Genomic DNA, 13,728 nt, shown 5'->3' with positions numbered 1-13,728 from the left:
TAGACGAGGGCGATATGAAACGATTTTTGACGGTTGTGGCGTCGTTGGGCTTGGCTGCGTGCGCGACGCCCGGGGCGGTTGAAAAAACCTCTGCGGCAAGCCGGGCGGCCGAACCCGACGCGGTTCAGGTGATGGTGCTCGGCGCCTTTCACATGGGCAATCCCGGTCAGGATGTGGCGAACGCCGAGATTGACGACATGCTGACCGATGAGCGTCAGGCGGAAATCACAGCAGTGGCGGACGCGCTGGCCGACTTCAAACCGACGGTGGTCGCCGTCGAACGCATTACGGAGGCGCCCGGCTATCTCGATCCGAAATACCAGGCGTTCACGCCGGAGATGCTGAAGGAAAATCCCGATGAGCGGTATCAGATCGGATACCGTCTTGCGAAGCAGCTCGGGATTGACCGCGTCTATGGCGTCGACGAACAGCCAAGCGACGGCGAGCCGGATTATTTCCCCTTTGACGAACTGATGGCGCATGCGGCGGCGACGGGCCAGAGCGACGTCATGCAAGGGGAAATCGCAGAAATTCAGGCGCAAATGGCTGATTTCAGCGCCATGCAGAAAGACAATTCCGTTGCTGATCTGTTGCTTATGTTCAATTCGGACGGCCCTCTTTCCAGCCCCGAATTTTACTACCGCACGTTCTTTTATGATCGCGGTGAAACCCAGCCGGGCGCCGAACTTCAGGCCTACTGGTTCATGCGCAACGCCAAGATCTTTTCAAAACTGGTGCAGGTGACGAAGCCCGGGGATCGCGTCGTCATCGTCTATGGCGCGGGCCATAAATTCTGGCTCGATCATTTCGCCGAAAATACGCCGGGTTATGTCCTAGTCGATCCCGCTCCCTATCTCGAAAAAGCGGCGGCTGAGTAATTACGCCTTTGGCGCCCAGTTGTCGGGCGCCATTTCAAATCCTGAAAACTCGAACGCCGGCGACACCGTGCAGCCGACCAGCGTAAAGTCTCCGAGGCTCTCCGCTGCCTGCCATGCATGGGGTGGGACGATCAGTTGCGGCGCCTCGCCTGCTGAAAGATCAGGCCCGAGGATCAAATCTTCCTGGCGTCTGCCGTCTTCGGAAATCGACAGCTTCAGCGGCGCGCCAGCGTAATAATGCCAGATCTCCGTTGCATCCACGCGATGCCAGTGCGAGCGCTCGCCGGCTTTGAGAAGATAATAGATCGCGGTGCCGCCGGCCCGCTCGCCGTTATTTGCGTCCGCGCGCCAAGTCTCCTTGAACCAGCCGCCTTCGGGATGGGCGCTCAAATTGAGCGCCACAATGATCTCGTCTGCGGTCAAGACTGGGTGACGCCGTCGGGCACGGCGACCACATGGAAGCCCGCATCGACATGCAGGACTTCGCCGGTGCAGGAGGCGCCGATGCCGGAGAGAAGATAGAGCGCGGCGCCTGCGACGCCTTCCATGCTCGTGTCTTCCTTCAATAGCGACCAGTCGCGCCCCGTGGACATGAGTTGGCGCCCGCCAGTGATGCCGGCCATCGCAAGCGTCTTCATCGGGCCCGCCGAGATTGCATTGACGCGAATGCCCTTGGGGCCGAGATCGCGCGCCACATAACGCATGGAGGCCTCGAGAGTGGCCTTCGCCACGCCCATGACGTTGTAATTCGGGACAACGCGTTCGGAGCCGAGATAGGTGAGCGTGATCATCGCGCCGCCATCGGGCATGATCTCCGCCGACCGGCGGGCGGCGTCGACAAAGGAAAACGCCGAGACGTCCATGGTGTTTCTGAAATTCTCGCGCGTCGTATTCTCGACGAAGGAGCCTTTCAGCGCTTCCTTGTCGGTGAAGGCGATCGAGTGCACGAGGAAATCGATCTTTCCCCATTTGGATTTGATCTCGGCGAAGGCCTTGTCCATGTCGTCGTCGCTCATGACGTCGGCTTCGACGAGGAAATCGACGCCGATGCTTTCGGCGAGCTGGCGCACGCGGCTCTCCATGGCCGGGATGTAGGAGAAGCAAAGCTCCGCGCCCTGCGCGGCGAGCTGCTGCGCGATGCCCCAGGCGATAGAGTTCTTGTTGGCGACGCCCATGATGAGGCCGCGCTTGCCTTTCATCAGATCGCCTTTGGGGAAGGTGGTCTCGTCGCTCATAGGTCCGTCCTTGGTTTAGCCGGGGGTTCCGCCGCCGCTACGGCCGATCATGATCATGATGAGTATGAAATAGGCGAGCCAGACTATGGCGTAAACGCCGAAGCGTGTTGTTTTCGGCTGTTTTTTGACCGCAGGCAGGACAAGCCGGAACCACCAGAGTCCGGCGCTGGCGATCAGCGCCGCGACAATTCCTGCAATCAGGGATTCCTGGCTCAACGCTTAAACCCGGGCGACGACGAGACAGCCATTGGTGCCGCCGAAGCCGAAGGAGTTGGTGAGGAAGCAGTCGATCTTCGCGTTGTCGATGCGCTCGCGTATGATGGGAAGGTCCGCGAATTCCGGATCAATGGTTTCGATATGGGCGGAGGCCGCGAGGAATTTGTCGCGCATCATGATGAGGCCGTAGACAAGCTCCTGGGCGCCGACGGCGCCGAGGGAGTGGCCGGTGAGCGACTTTGTTGAGGAGAAAGGCGGGATTTCCGAGCCGAAAACTTCGCGGATCGCCTGCGTTTCCTTCTGGTCGCCCACGGGCGTCGAGGTGCCATGCGGGTTGATGTAATCGACCGGCTGGCGCACGGTTTCGAGGGCGCCGCGCATACACCGCACGGCGCCTTCGCCGGACAATTGCACCATGTCGTAGCCGTCGGAATTGGCGAAATAACCGACGATCTCGCCCAGTATATTGGCGCCGCGTTTTTTCGCGTGCTCGTATTCCTCAAGAACGACGGTCGCCGCGCCGCCGGCGATGACGAAACCGTCGCGGTCCTTGTCATAGGCGCGGCTTGCGACGTCCGGCCAGTCGTTGAAGTCTGTCGACATGGCGCCCATGGCGTCAAAGATGTTGGCGAGGGTCCAGTCGAGTTCTTCGCCGCCGCCGGCGAAGACGATGTCCTGCTTGCCCCACATGATCTGTTCGGCTGCGGCGCCGATACAATGTACTGATGTGGCGCATGCGGATGAAATCGAATAGTTGACGCCGAGAATTTTGAACGGCACGGCGAGCGTCGCGGAATTGGTCGAGCCCATGGCTTTCGGCACGACGGTCGGGCCGATCTTCTTGGTGCCGCCGGTCTTGCGGGTGATGTCCGCGGCTTCGACGATGGCTTTGGTCGACGGCCCGCCCGACCCCATGATGATGCCGGTCATGGGATGGCTGACCTGTTCGTCCGTAAGCCCTGACTGCTCCAGGGCCTCTTTCATGGCGATGTAGTTCCAGCCGGCGCCTTCGCCCATGAAACGCCGCGTGCGGCGGTCAAGCGCTTCTTCGATATTCACCGAAGGACGCGCCGACACCTGACATTTAAAGCCGTGCTCGGCGAAGCTTGCGTCGTGGGCGGTTCCGGAGCGGCTTTCGTAAAGCGACGCCTTCACTTCGTCCACATTGGCGCCAATGGAAGAAACGACCCCCATTCCTGTGATCACTACGCGCCGCATAAACTTCCTTTCGTTTTCCGCCGAAAACTTTTCGCCGCTTTTCTAAAGCGACAGTCCCGCGTCGAGTTGTTCGCGCGAGAAGAGACCGACTCTCAGGTCCTTGGCTTCGTAAATCTTCCGATCATCGACTTTGACGACGCCGTCCGCGATGCCGAGGATCAGAGGCCGCGACATCATGCGCCGCACGTCGAGCTCATAGGTAACGCGCTTTGCGGAGGGCACCACCATGCCGGAAAACCGCACATCCTTGGCGCCGAGCGCGCGTCCATGGCCCGGATGCCCTGACCATGTAAGAAAGAAACCCACCAGTTGCCAGAGGGCGTCGAGGCCGAGACAGCCCGGCATCACCGGATCGCCCGGAAAATGGCAGTCGAAAAACCAGAGGTCCGGATTGATGTCGAGTTCGGCTTCGATCCGGCCTTTGTTATAGGCGCCGCCGTCGCTGGTGATCTTCGACACGCGGTCGAACATCAGCATGGGAGGCACGGGCAATTGCGCCGTGCCGGGTCCGCGAAGTCCGTGATAGCCGCACTCGAGGAGCTCCTCGCGGCTGAAACTGTTTTTCTGTTCGGTCATGCGTCCTGTATTCGGTTCTAGTCCGCGCGTGGATGATTGTCGCGCGCTGTGGCCGCTTGGTAAAGGCGCGCCTGCACAGGGTCAATTATGCGTTGCAACATTCAGGGGTTAAGGGCGCCTGAGAGGGGCGCCTCAGCCTTCGCTCCCCAGAAGGCGGAAGCGCGGGCCCAGCCCTTTCGCCCGTCGGCGGAGACCTTCAGCCAGCCGTCCTTGGCCCCGTCCACCCGGGCGATGACGCCTCTGCCGAGGCGCGCCCGGGCCGGGGCGCTGGCGTCAGGCTTGGCCCTGAGCGCCAGCCCATCCTCCAGCACGAGAGCGGTCTCGTCGCCGGAAAGCTTGGATTTATGGGTCCAGCACTCATCCCCCTCCACATCCCGGATCTTGCGCCAGTGGTCCTTGGTCTCGGCGACGATCATCACCGGAAGGCCCGCCCGCATGAAGGTGAGGCGGACCGGGTGGGAAAAACTGGGCCCCGACCGGCAGAAGGTCTTTTCGGCTTTGAGGGAGACCAGCCGCGGCACCGGCAGGCCTGACGGGGTGTCGAGGCGCACTTTTACGGGAGCCTCCGGCGCGCCTTGCGCCCCTCTGTCTTGGTTAGCGGCGTCTTGCGCCGCGCCATTATTTATCGAAGCTTGCGCCGGAAGGGCGGCTCCGGTCAAATAGAGGGCGGCGAAAAGGCTGACGGATAACGCAGAAAACAGACGCGGCATGTACAGGCGCTCGAAGCAATCAAAGATAATGAATAAACCCTTACCTGACGGCAAAGGCGTTAATCTTGGGTTAACCCTGAGGTTAACTCGGGGCTCTTTTCCGATTTGCGGGAAACTTCAAGCCGCTTGGGCGCAGCGGTCGGGATCATCGGATGACGTCTAAGAAGATCAGGGTTGCGGTAACGCGAAAATTGCCGGCGCCGGTGGAGGCGCGGCTTTCCGATCTTTTCGACGCCGTTCTGCATGAGGGCGAAGCGCCCTTGTCGCCTGCGGCGCTTCTGGAGCGCGCCCGCGGCGCCGATGTCCTGGCCCCGACCTTGGGCGACCGGCTCGACGCGGCGTTTTTCGACGCCGTTGGGGACAAGCTGCGCCTGGTCGCGAATTTTGGCGCGGGCGTCGACCATATCGATGTCGCGGCCGCCAATGCCCGGGGCGTCACGGTCACCAACACGCCATCCGTGCTTGCTGAGGACGCCGCCGACATGGCCATGGCGCTGATCCTCGCCGTGCCCCGGCGTCTTGTGGAAGGCGTCAGGGCGCTCGAGACCGGAAATTTCCATGGCTGGTCGCCGACCTGGATGCTGGGCCACCGGGTGCGCGGCAAGAAGCTCGGCATTATCGGGCTCGGACGCGTGGGCGAAGCGATTGCGCGCCGGGCCAAAGCCTTCGGGCTGTCGATCCATTATCACAACCGCACGCCGATCAATCCGCATATCGAAGAAGAGCTGGATGCGACCTATTGGGACAGCCTCGATCAGATGCTGGCGCGGGTCGACATCGTCTCGGTCAATTGCCCGCATACGCCGGCGACGTTTCATCTCCTGTCTCGCCGCCGTCTCGAACTCTTGCAGCCCCAGGCCTATGTGGTGAACGTGTCGCGCGGGGAGATCGTCGATGAAGACGCGCTCGCCGAGATGATCGAACAGGGACGGCTCGCCGGCGCCGGGCTCGATGTTTACGAGCGCGGCGCGCCCAGCGAGAAACTGCTGAAGGCGCCGAATGTTGTGCTGCTTCCTCATATGGCGTCGGCGACTGTCGAAAGCCGCGTGGAAATGGGCGAGCGCATGATCATCAACATCAAGATGTTCGCCGACGGCCATAAGCCGCCGGACAGAGTGATCTTGGGGCTGGATGACGGCCGCCTGCCGAAGGCAGGCTAAGCTAAGATATTCTGCCGAAAGCAGGTTGATTAGAACTTCACGGAAAGGCTGACGGCGCCGAATTGCTGCGCGCCGTCCTGCATCTCGAATTCCTTGGTGCGCGTGACGAACGTATAGGCGATTTGCGCGCGCCGGAACTGCACGGCGATCCCCGCCTGCACTTCGCCCACCAGCACTTTCTTGTCGACGCTCGGATCGCCGTCGCGGAAAAGACTGCCGTCGAGAAAGATGTTGTGCGCCACGGCGCTGCCATTGGCGCCGAGAAACAGATACCAGCTGAAATCGTCTTCAGGCGAAAAGAAACCGGCTCCGGCGAGGGCCGGGCGGATGCGCGGCGGCCCGTAATCATTGCGCAGATCGTTGCCGATGCGCAGCGTAAACCCGCCCCGGGCGCGGGTGTCCACATTGCCGACCGAGACGCCTACAGTCGGCGTGATGTCCGCGCCGAACCCTGAATCTCCGATATCGTAGACCGAGCGGAACTGACGGTCATAGGATAAAACGAAACCCGGCTCATTGCGGATCTGGTTGTCCCAGCCATTCACCGGATCGCCGCCGATAATGTCGTGCCAGTTGTTCTGCACCCACTCTCCCTGCGCCGCCGGGCCGACAACGCCTGCCTGCAGCGTGATCTGATGAACGCGCTGGCGTTGCTGCACCACGACGGAATATTCGCCATAGAGCCAGCCCGCATAAGGATGCTGGTCCGGCAGCGGCTCCGTCGCCAGCGTGTCTTCGGGCGTGAAGATGGAATGGCCAACGGCGAATCCGCGCCGCACGCCAGCGGCTTCATCTGCGCCGAGAAGGTCATAGGCGATAAAGCTCGACACGCCGCGCGGCTGTTTCAGGCCGGACAGATAGGAAATCCTGAGTCCGTTCGTGTAGTTGCGATCGGTGTTCGCGAAATAATCGTTCTCCCAGACAAAAGACCATGTCGCGCGCTCGTCCGCCGCCAGCGGCGGTTCGCTGTCTTGCGCGATCGCCGGTGACGCAGAGAGAAGAACCACGAAGATCACTGCGAGGCTGGTGGTTGAGCGCATTGATAATCTGTCTTTCTGCTGATCCATTGCGAGGCCGCCATAACACCGACCCGACCATAACGAAAGTTAGCGACTGTTTATGACGGGATGACGGTGATGCGCGGTTGTTTTAGAAGGCAATATAATTCGCAGCTTGAGATGGAAGGCGCGAAGCTCATGGGATTTTATGGCGAACACATCGAACCGGCGATCGTTTCCTGCGCCTGCGGGATGAAGGCGATCTCACGCGAGCGGGCGAAGATCGTGCCGGAGGCGAAGGGCGACGTGCTCGAAGTCGGTTTCGGCTCGGGCCACAACGCGCCTTATTACGATAGGCAAGCGATCACGCGTCTTTATGCGCTGGAGCCGTCGGCGGCGATGCGCAAGCGGGCGCTGAAACGCATCGCCGGGCTCCCCTTTCAGCTCGAATGGCTGGACCTTCCCGGCGAGGAGATCCCGCTTCCCGACGCCTCGGTCGACACGGTGCTCGTCACCTACACGCTCTGCACGATCCCCGATGTGGACGCCGCACTCGCCGGCATGCGGCGGGTCTTGAAGCCGGGCGGCAAGTTCGTTTTCCTGGAACATGGGCTTTCCCCCGATGAAGGCGTCGCGAAATGGCAGAACCGTCTTGACGGGGTCTGGGGCAAGCTGGCCGGCGGCTGTCATCTCAACCGCGACCCGGCGGCGCTGGTGAGAAAAGCGGGGTTTGAGATCGGCAGGCTCGATCAGCATTACGCCAAGGGCGCGCCCAAATTCGCCGGCTACATGACCGGCGGCGTGGCGGCGCGGTAACATTCCCGAGACCTTAATCGCGGGTTTCCGCAATTTTAGTTGAATCGCAAGTTTCCGCGCGCATCATACAACGCTTAAGGATCGGTAAAGGCCCTTGCGCCGGACCGATTTTGCGCTAGATGGGATTGTGCAGGTGCGAAAAGCCCTGCGCCACGAAGAGCCAGAGGGCTCTAGCGATAAGTGCCGTAGCCGCTTCAGCGGCTGAAAGAGAGCGTAGCTGTGCGTCGAGTTTTGGGGATCGGGGTGTTGTTGGTGGCCATTGGCGCCGCGCATGCGGATTCTGTCCCCGCCGACGCCATGTTCTCCAAATACGCCGACCCCGCCCACGTTGTCGCCGCTGTTAAAACCGAATTTTCGGCGGCCCCGGGTCAGGCCGTGCGGCTTACCATTTACGACAGCGAGGAAGCGTTTCTCGAGCAGGCGCGCGCCAAATTCGAGGCGAGCCTCGACGAGGATGGCGTCGCCGTGCTGCCGCTCGGCGATCTTGAGCCCGGCGAATACGCCTTCGCCGCCTATCTCGACGAAAACGGCGACGGCAAGCTCAACCGCGGCAAGGTGCTCGGCCGCCCGAAAGAGCCGGTGGCGTTCTCCAACGGCGTCAAGCCGAAGCTCAGAAAACCGCGTTTCGACGAAACCAAGGTCTCCGTGACTCATGGCAGCGTCGTCGTCATCACCCTCGACGACTAAACAAGCTTCTATTTCCGATTATCCGTGTGCGCCGCAATCGGCGCAGGCCGGGTCGGCGTTGAGCCTGACCGTGCGGAATGACGCGCCAAGACCGTCATAGATCATCAGGCGGCCAGCAAGGCTGTCGCCGACGCCGAGAAGTTCTTTCAGAACCTCCATGGCGGCGAGCGTTCCCATCACCCCGGTGACCGCGCCGAGAACACCTTCCTCGGCGCAATTGACCTGTTCGTCGCGCGGCGGTTCCTCCGGCACGAGACAGCGGTAGCAAGGCAACGCGCCGGGCTTTTCATAAGGCTTGAAAGTCGCAAGCTGGCCCTCGAAACGCCCCACGGCGGCCGAGACCAGCGGTTTCTTTGCGGATAGGCAAGCGCGGTTCAGTGCATAGCGCGCCGCGAAATTATCGACGCCTTCGACGATCAGATCATAATCCGCAACGACGCCCGCCGCGTTCTCGTCGGTCATGCGCGGATGCGCGATGACGTTCACATGCGGGTTGAGCCTGGCAATGGCCTCTTGGGCCGCGCCGGTTTTTTCGCGGCCCACATCTTCGCTGCGAAAGAGCGTCTGGCGCTGGAGGTTTGAGAGGGAGACGACATCGCTGTCCGAAATTCCGATTGTCCCGACGCCAGCGGCCGCTAGATAGGAAAGGATCGGACTGCCGAGCCCGCCCGCGCCGACCACCAGCACGCGCGCGGCGATGAGTTTCTGCTGGCCCTGCCCGCCGACTTCGCGGAGCAGGATGTGTCTTGCGTAGCGCTCTCGTTCTTCGGGGGTCATTTCGCAAACAGATCCGCGCGCACCCGCAAGACTTTGGTGGCGATGGAGATCTCCATCAGGAATAGCGTGAGACCGGCGATCATCGCGAACATCGTCGCGATGAAGATCATGGCGACCAGCGCCGGCACCGCGAGATCGACAAACTCGCCGATAAAGATCGACGCGACCACAAGACAAATCAGCAGCGCAGCGGTGGAGAAGAGAAAGATCGCCCGCTGGGCAAGCAACATGCGCTGGTCGAGAGAGCCGAGTTCCGCGCGGATGCGGCTCGCCTCTTCCTCGCTTCTTGGCGTATAAAGACGTTCTTCGAGATGGCGCGCCCTGTCTACGACGCGGCCGAGGCGCGACGTCACGACATTCAGCAGCGCGCCGATCCCGGCGAGGAGAAAGACCGGAGCGACGGAAAGCTCCACCAGATGGGCGATGTCGGAAAGATCGTTCATGGGCGTTCGTTGTGGCCTCAAGCGAAGAGTTCGTAAAGCAGGCGGTTTAAGATCCGCCGCCCGCCGGCGGTGGCGGCGAGGGTTTCGCCGTCCCATTGCAGGAGCCCGTCGCCGATCAGCCTGTCGAGGCGTTCCAGCGCGCCCGCCTCCGCAAAGAATGGGTCTTTCTCCGTGAAGCTCATGCCCGCTGTCAGCCTGAGGCCCATGGAAAGCCGCTCCATGGCGGCTTCCGCTTGCGTGAGCGTCGTTTCCTGATGCGGCGCCCCGGCGAGATAGTCCGGCGGCGCGAGAGCCGTTTCCGTGGCGATGCGAACGCCGTCTTCCGTCAGCCTTCCATGCGCGCCGGGCCCGACGCCGACATAATCGCCGTAAGTCCAATAGACGAGATTGTGGCGGCTTTCCTCGTCCGGCGCGGCGTGGTTCGAAATCTCATAGGCGGGAAGGCCCGCCGCCGCCGTCATCTCCTGCGCGGCGTCATACATGTCCGCCGTGACGTCGTCTTCGGGCGGCGCCCAGCGGCCCTTGTCCACGGCCTTGGCGAAGGCCGTACCCGCTTCGATGGTGAGCTGGTAGAGCGAAAGATGTTTGGCGCCGAGGGACAAAGCTTCCGAGAGTTCCTCGCGCCAGTCTTCGAGGGTTTGGCCGGGGCGCCCGTAAATAAGGTCGAAGGTGACGCGCGGAAACGCGCCTTGCGCCGCTTCGATGGCGCGCTTTGCCGCCGTCGCGTCATGGTCGCGGCCGAGAAATTTCAGCGCATCGTCGCGTAAAGATTGCACACCGAGCGACAGGCGATTGACGCCGGCGCAGGCAAAAGCCTCAAAGCGGGATTGCTCTGCATCCGTCGGATTGGCTTCGAGCGTGATTTCGGCGCCTGGCTCAAAGCCCCACAGGCGTTCACACGTTTCGATAACGCCTTCGATGACGGGAAGCGGCGCCAGCGACGGCGTGCCCCCGCCGAAATAAAGGCTCGTCAGCTTCCGTCCTTGCGTACGCGCTGCATAATTTTCGAGATCGCCGGTCAGCGCTGCGTTCCACGCTTCCGCATCGATGGCGCGGTTTTTATAGACGTTGAAATCGCAATAGGGGCATATGCGCGCGCAATAAGGCCAGTGAACATAGACTCCAAAAAGCTTCGTCACTGATTGGCGGCCGCCTGTTCCGCTAATGCAATCGTGTGATCGAGGAGCTCCCGCCCGCCCATGGGACCGTGGCTCGGGATGACAATTTCCGCGTCGGGAAAAGCCTCGGCGACGTTTCGTGTCGCCTGGGCCCAGTGTCCCACATCGCCGTCTGCGGTGTTGCCGAGATTGTTGCTATCGCCGGGGCGGATCAGGCAGCCGCCGAACAGCACCTTCGCGGGGGCGTAATAGACGACGATGTTATCGCGCGTATGACCGGGGCCCGGATAAAAAACCGTCACGCCTTCTTCGTCTTCAGCGCCGAGCAGCATTTCTTGGGTCTTGCCGTCGAGAATGGAGAACATCGTTTTCCTGAGGCCGCGCGCCGGCGCGTCCTCGTTGGTGAGCGGGTGGGCGCGCCCGCCAATGCCGTTTTTCTGAAGGGCCGCCATCCCGCCCATCTTGTCGGCATGGGCGTGCGTCACGATCGCGATGTCGGGCCCTTCGCCAAGCTCTGCGCTGATTAAAGACAAAAGCGTTTCCGTTTCTTCGTCCGTCCACGCCGTATCGACAAGCGCGATCCCGCCTTCGGTTTTGACGACCATGCCTTGCGACAGGACCGGCCCCCAAGGCTCGACGACGCGATAGCTTTTGTGGATCCAGACATTGTCTGCGATCTTTTCAAGCGATGGCGGCGGCAAGGCTTCTGCGGTTTCTGCCGGTTGAGCTTCCAAGAGTGCGCACCCGCTTAATGAAACGCACGCAACAAGAACCAGAATTTTCTTCAACATCAAAAATGCGCTTTCATCAGCTTACGGAACGCATCCGCGCGGTGGGAGATCGCGTGTTTTTCTTCCGGGTCCATTTCCGCGAAGGTCATGTGATAGCCCTCGGGAACGAAAATCGGATCGTAGCCGAAGCCTTTTTCGCCGCGCGGCGGAAAAACCAAGACGCCCTTGACCTCGCCTTCGAAAATTTCCGTGTGGCCGTCCGGCCAGGCGAGGCAGAGCGCGCAGATGAATTTCGCGGAGAAGTCCTCCGTGCCGCTATCGAAGAGCGCAGATTCGACCTTTTTCATGGCAGCCCGGAAATCCCGGGGCTCGCCGGCCCAGCGGGCCGAGAAAATGCCAGGCGCGCCGGACAGCGCGGTCACCGAAAGGCCGCTGTCATCGGCAAGGGCGGGCAGGCCAGAGGCGGTCGCGGCGGCCAGCGCCTTCAATTCGGCGTTCTCGGCGAAGGTCGTTCCGGTCTCTTCTGGGTCGGAAAGGCCAATTTTTTTTGCCGAGACCGCCTCAATCCCGAGAGGAGAAAGCAAGTCATTGATTTCGCTTACTTTTCCATCGTTGTGGGAGGCGATAATCAGCCGCCCAGGCCCCAATTTCCGCATAGTTTCGCCCATGTTTTTATCCCTTATCGAAAAAAAATTATCGTTTTTCGGCAAAAACCTCTTGTATTGTTTTTCGATAAGTGTATATCGATAATCAACAAGACGGCGGGAAACGCCGCAGACGCAGGGCCCCGGAGCCGGAGCAATACCAGACCCGGGGTGAAAAGAAAAAGGGCCGAAAAGACCGGAGAACCGGCGGAAAAAGAGCCCAGAACGGAGAAACCCCGGGGAAAGGCTGACCCCGCCCAGAAAAAGGGAAAACCGGCTGAAACAGCGGCGAGAGACAAAAAAAGAGCGGCGGAAAACCGCCGCTCAAGAAGATCAAAACGAGCCGCTAACACAGGAAAGAAAAGGAGAAACCCATGCGCTTTGCAAACTCAAACCCGAGCATCGATAAATTTGGCCATTTTGTCAATGGACTGGCCGTTCTCTTGACCATCACCGTTATCGCCGCCGGCTATATCTCGGCGATCGGCTCCTTCGCAGGAGTGGCTTAGCAATGGCTAAGATTTTCCACAGATTGGCGGCGGCGATTTTCGCCGCCCTGGCGGCGGCAAGCCTTTATTCCCTCGCCGTCGCTTCCCCCGGGGAAAGCAGGGCTGACGCTTCGCGTCAAAGCTGCGAAAAAGCCCTCTGCCTGATCGCCCTTCTCTAATTTGGGTGACGCGCATTTTGTCCGAAAACAGGTTTCCACTTTTCGGAATGTGCTTAAGGGCTCGCAGAGGGCGTTTTTTTCGGGCGCTCGCCAGGACGGAGATTTCATCATGCGTGCGATAGGCAAAGGGTCGCTCTCGTCGATTCTCGCAATCGGACTTCACATCACGCGCGTCGTCTTGTGGATCATCTTGGGCGCGGTGACGCTGGCGCTGATCATCCTCCCCTTCGCGCCGATGATTGCCGACCTTTTTATGGACAGCGACGCCGTCATTTTTGACGGCGACGGCGTTGCGGATGCGGAAGACTTCATCAAGGTGTCGAGCGCTTTCGTGACTTTTGCCGTCATGCTGTTCGTGGTGAACAGGCTGCTCGAAATTCTCAAAGCCCTGCGGTTCGGTTCGCCTTTCGTGAAGGAGAACGCCGACCGGTTTCGCGGCATCGGCTATGCGCTGCTGATGGGCGAGGGCGCCAAATTCGCGTTCGGCTTTCTGGCGCTGATTTACGACGCCGATGTCGAACTCAACATGACCTTTCTTTCCTGGCTCGCGATCATCACGGTTTTTGTCCTTGCGGAAGTTTTCCGCGAAGGCGCGCGCATGAAAGAAGAACAGGATCTTACGGTTTAAATGTCGATTTCCGTCAAACTCGATCGGGTATTGCTTGACCGCGGCATGTCGCTGACGGAGCTCTCCGAACGTGTGGGCGTGACGATCGCCAATCTCTCCATCCTGAAAACTGGCAAGGCGAAAGCCATCCGCTTTTCGACGCTCGAAGCGATCTGCAAGGAGCTCAACTGCCAGCCGGGGGACATTCTTTTCTTCGATGATGACGGCAAACCGTCAACGGATTAGC

20 protein-coding genes are annotated in these 13,728 nt (G+C 60.8%); 8 read left to right on the top strand and 12 right to left on the bottom strand.

All coding sequences use genetic code 11. The annotated features are described in order from the left end of the window. Positions 1-14: 14 nt before the first annotated feature. A complete protein-coding gene (locus ACQY5P_RS12155; protein ID WP_428407134.1) occupies positions 15-878 on the top strand; it encodes a DUF5694 domain-containing protein in 864 nt (287 codons plus the stop codon). Here ACQY5P_RS12155 and ACQY5P_RS12150 read toward each other — a convergent pair whose 3' ends face one another. The 6 genes from ACQY5P_RS12150 to ACQY5P_RS12125 all read right to left on the bottom strand — a co-directional run bounded on the left by ACQY5P_RS12150 (position 879) and on the right by ACQY5P_RS12125 (position 4,833). Further along, complete coding sequence (locus ACQY5P_RS12150) at positions 879-1,301, bottom strand: cupin domain-containing protein (protein WP_428407133.1); 423 nt, start codon at positions 1,299-1,301, stop codon at positions 879-881. It abuts the gene before it with no gap. Next, complete coding sequence (locus tag ACQY5P_RS12145) at positions 1,298-2,113, bottom strand: enoyl-ACP reductase FabI (RefSeq protein ID WP_428407132.1); 816 nt, start codon at positions 2,111-2,113, stop codon at positions 1,298-1,300. Before ACQY5P_RS12145 ends, ACQY5P_RS12150 begins: the two co-directional genes overlap by 4 nt. Positions 2,114-2,128: 15 nt before the next feature. Further along, positions 2,129-2,329, bottom strand: a complete 201-nt coding sequence (locus tag ACQY5P_RS12140) for a hypothetical protein (RefSeq protein ID WP_428407131.1) — start codon at positions 2,327-2,329, stop codon at positions 2,129-2,131. A gap of 3 nt (positions 2,330-2,332) precedes the next feature. After that, complete coding sequence (gene fabB, locus ACQY5P_RS12135; RefSeq protein WP_428407130.1) at positions 2,333-3,547, bottom strand: beta-ketoacyl-ACP synthase I; 1,215 nt, start codon at positions 3,545-3,547, stop codon at positions 2,333-2,335. Between the two features lie 42 nt (positions 3,548-3,589). Continuing rightward, positions 3,590-4,123, bottom strand: a complete 534-nt coding sequence (fabA, locus tag ACQY5P_RS12130; protein ID WP_428407129.1) for a bifunctional 3-hydroxydecanoyl-ACP dehydratase/trans-2-decenoyl-ACP isomerase — start codon at positions 4,121-4,123, stop codon at positions 3,590-3,592. 101 nt (positions 4,124-4,224) lie between these two features. Then, on the bottom strand, positions 4,225-4,833 hold the full coding sequence (locus tag ACQY5P_RS12125) for an SH3 domain-containing protein (RefSeq protein ID WP_428407128.1): 609 nt from the start codon (positions 4,831-4,833) through the stop codon (positions 4,225-4,227). Positions 4,834-4,985: 152 nt separating this feature from the next. On the opposite strand from ACQY5P_RS12125, the gene ACQY5P_RS12120 reads away from it, so the two are divergent. Then, the gene (locus ACQY5P_RS12120) at positions 4,986-5,993 is read left to right on the top strand and encodes a 2-hydroxyacid dehydrogenase (protein WP_428407127.1); all 1,008 of its coding nucleotides are present in this window, start codon (positions 4,986-4,988) and stop codon (positions 5,991-5,993) included. A 29-nt stretch (positions 5,994-6,022) separates the two neighbouring features. Here ACQY5P_RS12120 and ACQY5P_RS12115 read toward each other — a convergent pair whose 3' ends face one another. Continuing rightward, on the bottom strand, positions 6,023-7,033 hold the full coding sequence (locus tag ACQY5P_RS12115) for a lipid A deacylase LpxR family protein (RefSeq protein ID WP_428407126.1): 1,011 nt from the start codon (positions 7,031-7,033) through the stop codon (positions 6,023-6,025). A 138-nt stretch (positions 7,034-7,171) separates the two neighbouring features. Between ACQY5P_RS12115 and ACQY5P_RS12110 the strand changes: the two genes are divergently transcribed. Further along, positions 7,172-7,807, top strand: a complete 636-nt coding sequence (locus ACQY5P_RS12110) for a class I SAM-dependent methyltransferase (protein WP_428407125.1) — start codon at positions 7,172-7,174, stop codon at positions 7,805-7,807. A 219-nt stretch (positions 7,808-8,026) separates the two neighbouring features. Further along, complete coding sequence (locus ACQY5P_RS12105; protein WP_428407124.1) at positions 8,027-8,494, top strand: DUF2141 domain-containing protein; 468 nt, start codon at positions 8,027-8,029, stop codon at positions 8,492-8,494. An 18-nt stretch (positions 8,495-8,512) separates the two neighbouring features. Here the strand turns inward: ACQY5P_RS12105 and ACQY5P_RS12100 are convergent, their stop codons facing one another. From ACQY5P_RS12100 to rdgB, 5 genes are read right to left on the bottom strand one after another with little or no spacing between them, the layout of a single operon-like run. Continuing rightward, positions 8,513-9,271: a HesA/MoeB/ThiF family protein gene (locus ACQY5P_RS12100; RefSeq protein WP_428407123.1), complete on the bottom strand. Its 759-nt coding sequence runs from the start codon at positions 9,269-9,271 to the stop codon at positions 8,513-8,515. Beyond that, positions 9,268-9,714 (bottom strand): DUF2721 domain-containing protein, encoded by a 447-nt coding sequence (locus ACQY5P_RS12095; protein ID WP_428407122.1) that lies wholly within the window; start codon positions 9,712-9,714, stop codon positions 9,268-9,270. Before ACQY5P_RS12095 ends, ACQY5P_RS12100 begins: the two co-directional genes overlap by 4 nt. A 17-nt stretch (positions 9,715-9,731) precedes the next feature. After that, on the bottom strand, positions 9,732-10,853 hold the full coding sequence (gene hemW, locus ACQY5P_RS12090) for a radical SAM family heme chaperone HemW (protein ID WP_428407121.1): 1,122 nt from the start codon (positions 10,851-10,853) through the stop codon (positions 9,732-9,734). Then, positions 10,850-11,566, bottom strand: coding sequence for a subclass B1 metallo-beta-lactamase (bla, locus tag ACQY5P_RS12085; protein WP_428407120.1), 717 nt, complete (start codon positions 11,564-11,566; stop codon positions 10,850-10,852). The genes hemW and bla overlap by 4 nt, the downstream gene beginning before the upstream one ends. 56 nt (positions 11,567-11,622) lie before the next feature. Then, positions 11,623-12,231: an RdgB/HAM1 family non-canonical purine NTP pyrophosphatase gene (gene rdgB / locus ACQY5P_RS12080; protein WP_428407119.1), complete on the bottom strand. Its 609-nt coding sequence runs from the start codon at positions 12,229-12,231 to the stop codon at positions 11,623-11,625. A gap of 350 nt (positions 12,232-12,581) precedes the next feature. Here rdgB and ACQY5P_RS12075 point away from each other — a divergent pair, with 350 nt between their 5' ends. The 4 genes from ACQY5P_RS12075 to ACQY5P_RS12060 all read left to right on the top strand — a co-directional run bounded on the left by ACQY5P_RS12075 (position 12,582) and on the right by ACQY5P_RS12060 (position 13,727). Then, positions 12,582-12,716: a hypothetical protein gene (locus ACQY5P_RS12075; protein ID WP_428407118.1), complete on the top strand. Its 135-nt coding sequence runs from the start codon at positions 12,582-12,584 to the stop codon at positions 12,714-12,716. Positions 12,717-12,718: 2 nt separating this feature from the next. After that, a complete protein-coding gene (locus tag ACQY5P_RS12070) occupies positions 12,719-12,874 on the top strand; it encodes a hypothetical protein (RefSeq protein WP_428407117.1) in 156 nt (51 codons plus the stop codon). A gap of 109 nt (positions 12,875-12,983) precedes the next feature. Beyond that, on the top strand, positions 12,984-13,502 hold the full coding sequence (locus ACQY5P_RS12065) for a DUF2975 domain-containing protein (RefSeq protein ID WP_428407116.1): 519 nt from the start codon (positions 12,984-12,986) through the stop codon (positions 13,500-13,502). Beyond that, entirely contained in the window at positions 13,503-13,727 is a 225-nt protein-coding gene (locus ACQY5P_RS12060; protein WP_428407115.1) for a helix-turn-helix domain-containing protein, read from the top strand. It abuts the gene before it with no gap. Position 13,728 lies beyond the last annotated feature (1 nt).

This window comes from Hyphococcus sp., assembly GCF_965267305.1.
In the GTDB taxonomy this organism is placed as follows: Bacteria; Pseudomonadota; Alphaproteobacteria; order Caulobacterales; family Parvularculaceae; genus Hyphococcus.
This window is presented reverse-complemented; position numbering and strand designations above follow the sequence as displayed.

Coding starts and splice junctions, on each gene's coding strand:
- fabB (WP_428407130.1), bottom strand. CDS start 3,547: ATGCGGCGCGTAGTGATCACAGGAATGGGGGTCGTTTCTTCCATTGGC.
- ACQY5P_RS12095 (WP_428407122.1), bottom strand. CDS start 9,714: ATGAACGATCTTTCCGACATCGCCCATCTGGTGGAGCTTTCCGTCGCT.
- ACQY5P_RS12120 (WP_428407127.1), top strand. CDS start 4,986: ATGACGTCTAAGAAGATCAGGGTTGCGGTAACGCGAAAATTGCCGGCG.
- ACQY5P_RS12155 (WP_428407134.1), top strand. CDS start 15: ATGAAACGATTTTTGACGGTTGTGGCGTCGTTGGGCTTGGCTGCGTGC.
- ACQY5P_RS12100 (WP_428407123.1), bottom strand. CDS start 9,271: ATGACCCCCGAAGAACGAGAGCGCTACGCAAGACACATCCTGCTCCGC.
- ACQY5P_RS12070 (WP_428407117.1), top strand. CDS start 12,719: ATGGCTAAGATTTTCCACAGATTGGCGGCGGCGATTTTCGCCGCCCTG.
- ACQY5P_RS12125 (WP_428407128.1), bottom strand. CDS start 4,833: ATGCCGCGTCTGTTTTCTGCGTTATCCGTCAGCCTTTTCGCCGCCCTC.
- ACQY5P_RS12065 (WP_428407116.1), top strand. CDS start 12,984: ATGCGTGCGATAGGCAAAGGGTCGCTCTCGTCGATTCTCGCAATCGGA.
- ACQY5P_RS12115 (WP_428407126.1), bottom strand. CDS start 7,033: ATGCGCTCAACCACCAGCCTCGCAGTGATCTTCGTGGTTCTTCTCTCT.
- rdgB (WP_428407119.1), bottom strand. CDS start 12,231: ATGGGCGAAACTATGCGGAAATTGGGGCCTGGGCGGCTGATTATCGCC.
- ACQY5P_RS12110 (WP_428407125.1), top strand. CDS start 7,172: ATGGAAGGCGCGAAGCTCATGGGATTTTATGGCGAACACATCGAACCG.
- fabA (WP_428407129.1), bottom strand. CDS start 4,123: ATGACCGAACAGAAAAACAGTTTCAGCCGCGAGGAGCTCCTCGAGTGC.
- ACQY5P_RS12060 (WP_428407115.1), top strand. CDS start 13,503: ATGTCGATTTCCGTCAAACTCGATCGGGTATTGCTTGACCGCGGCATG.
- ACQY5P_RS12145 (WP_428407132.1), bottom strand. CDS start 2,113: ATGAGCGACGAGACCACCTTCCCCAAAGGCGATCTGATGAAAGGCAAG.
- ACQY5P_RS12075 (WP_428407118.1), top strand. CDS start 12,582: ATGCGCTTTGCAAACTCAAACCCGAGCATCGATAAATTTGGCCATTTT.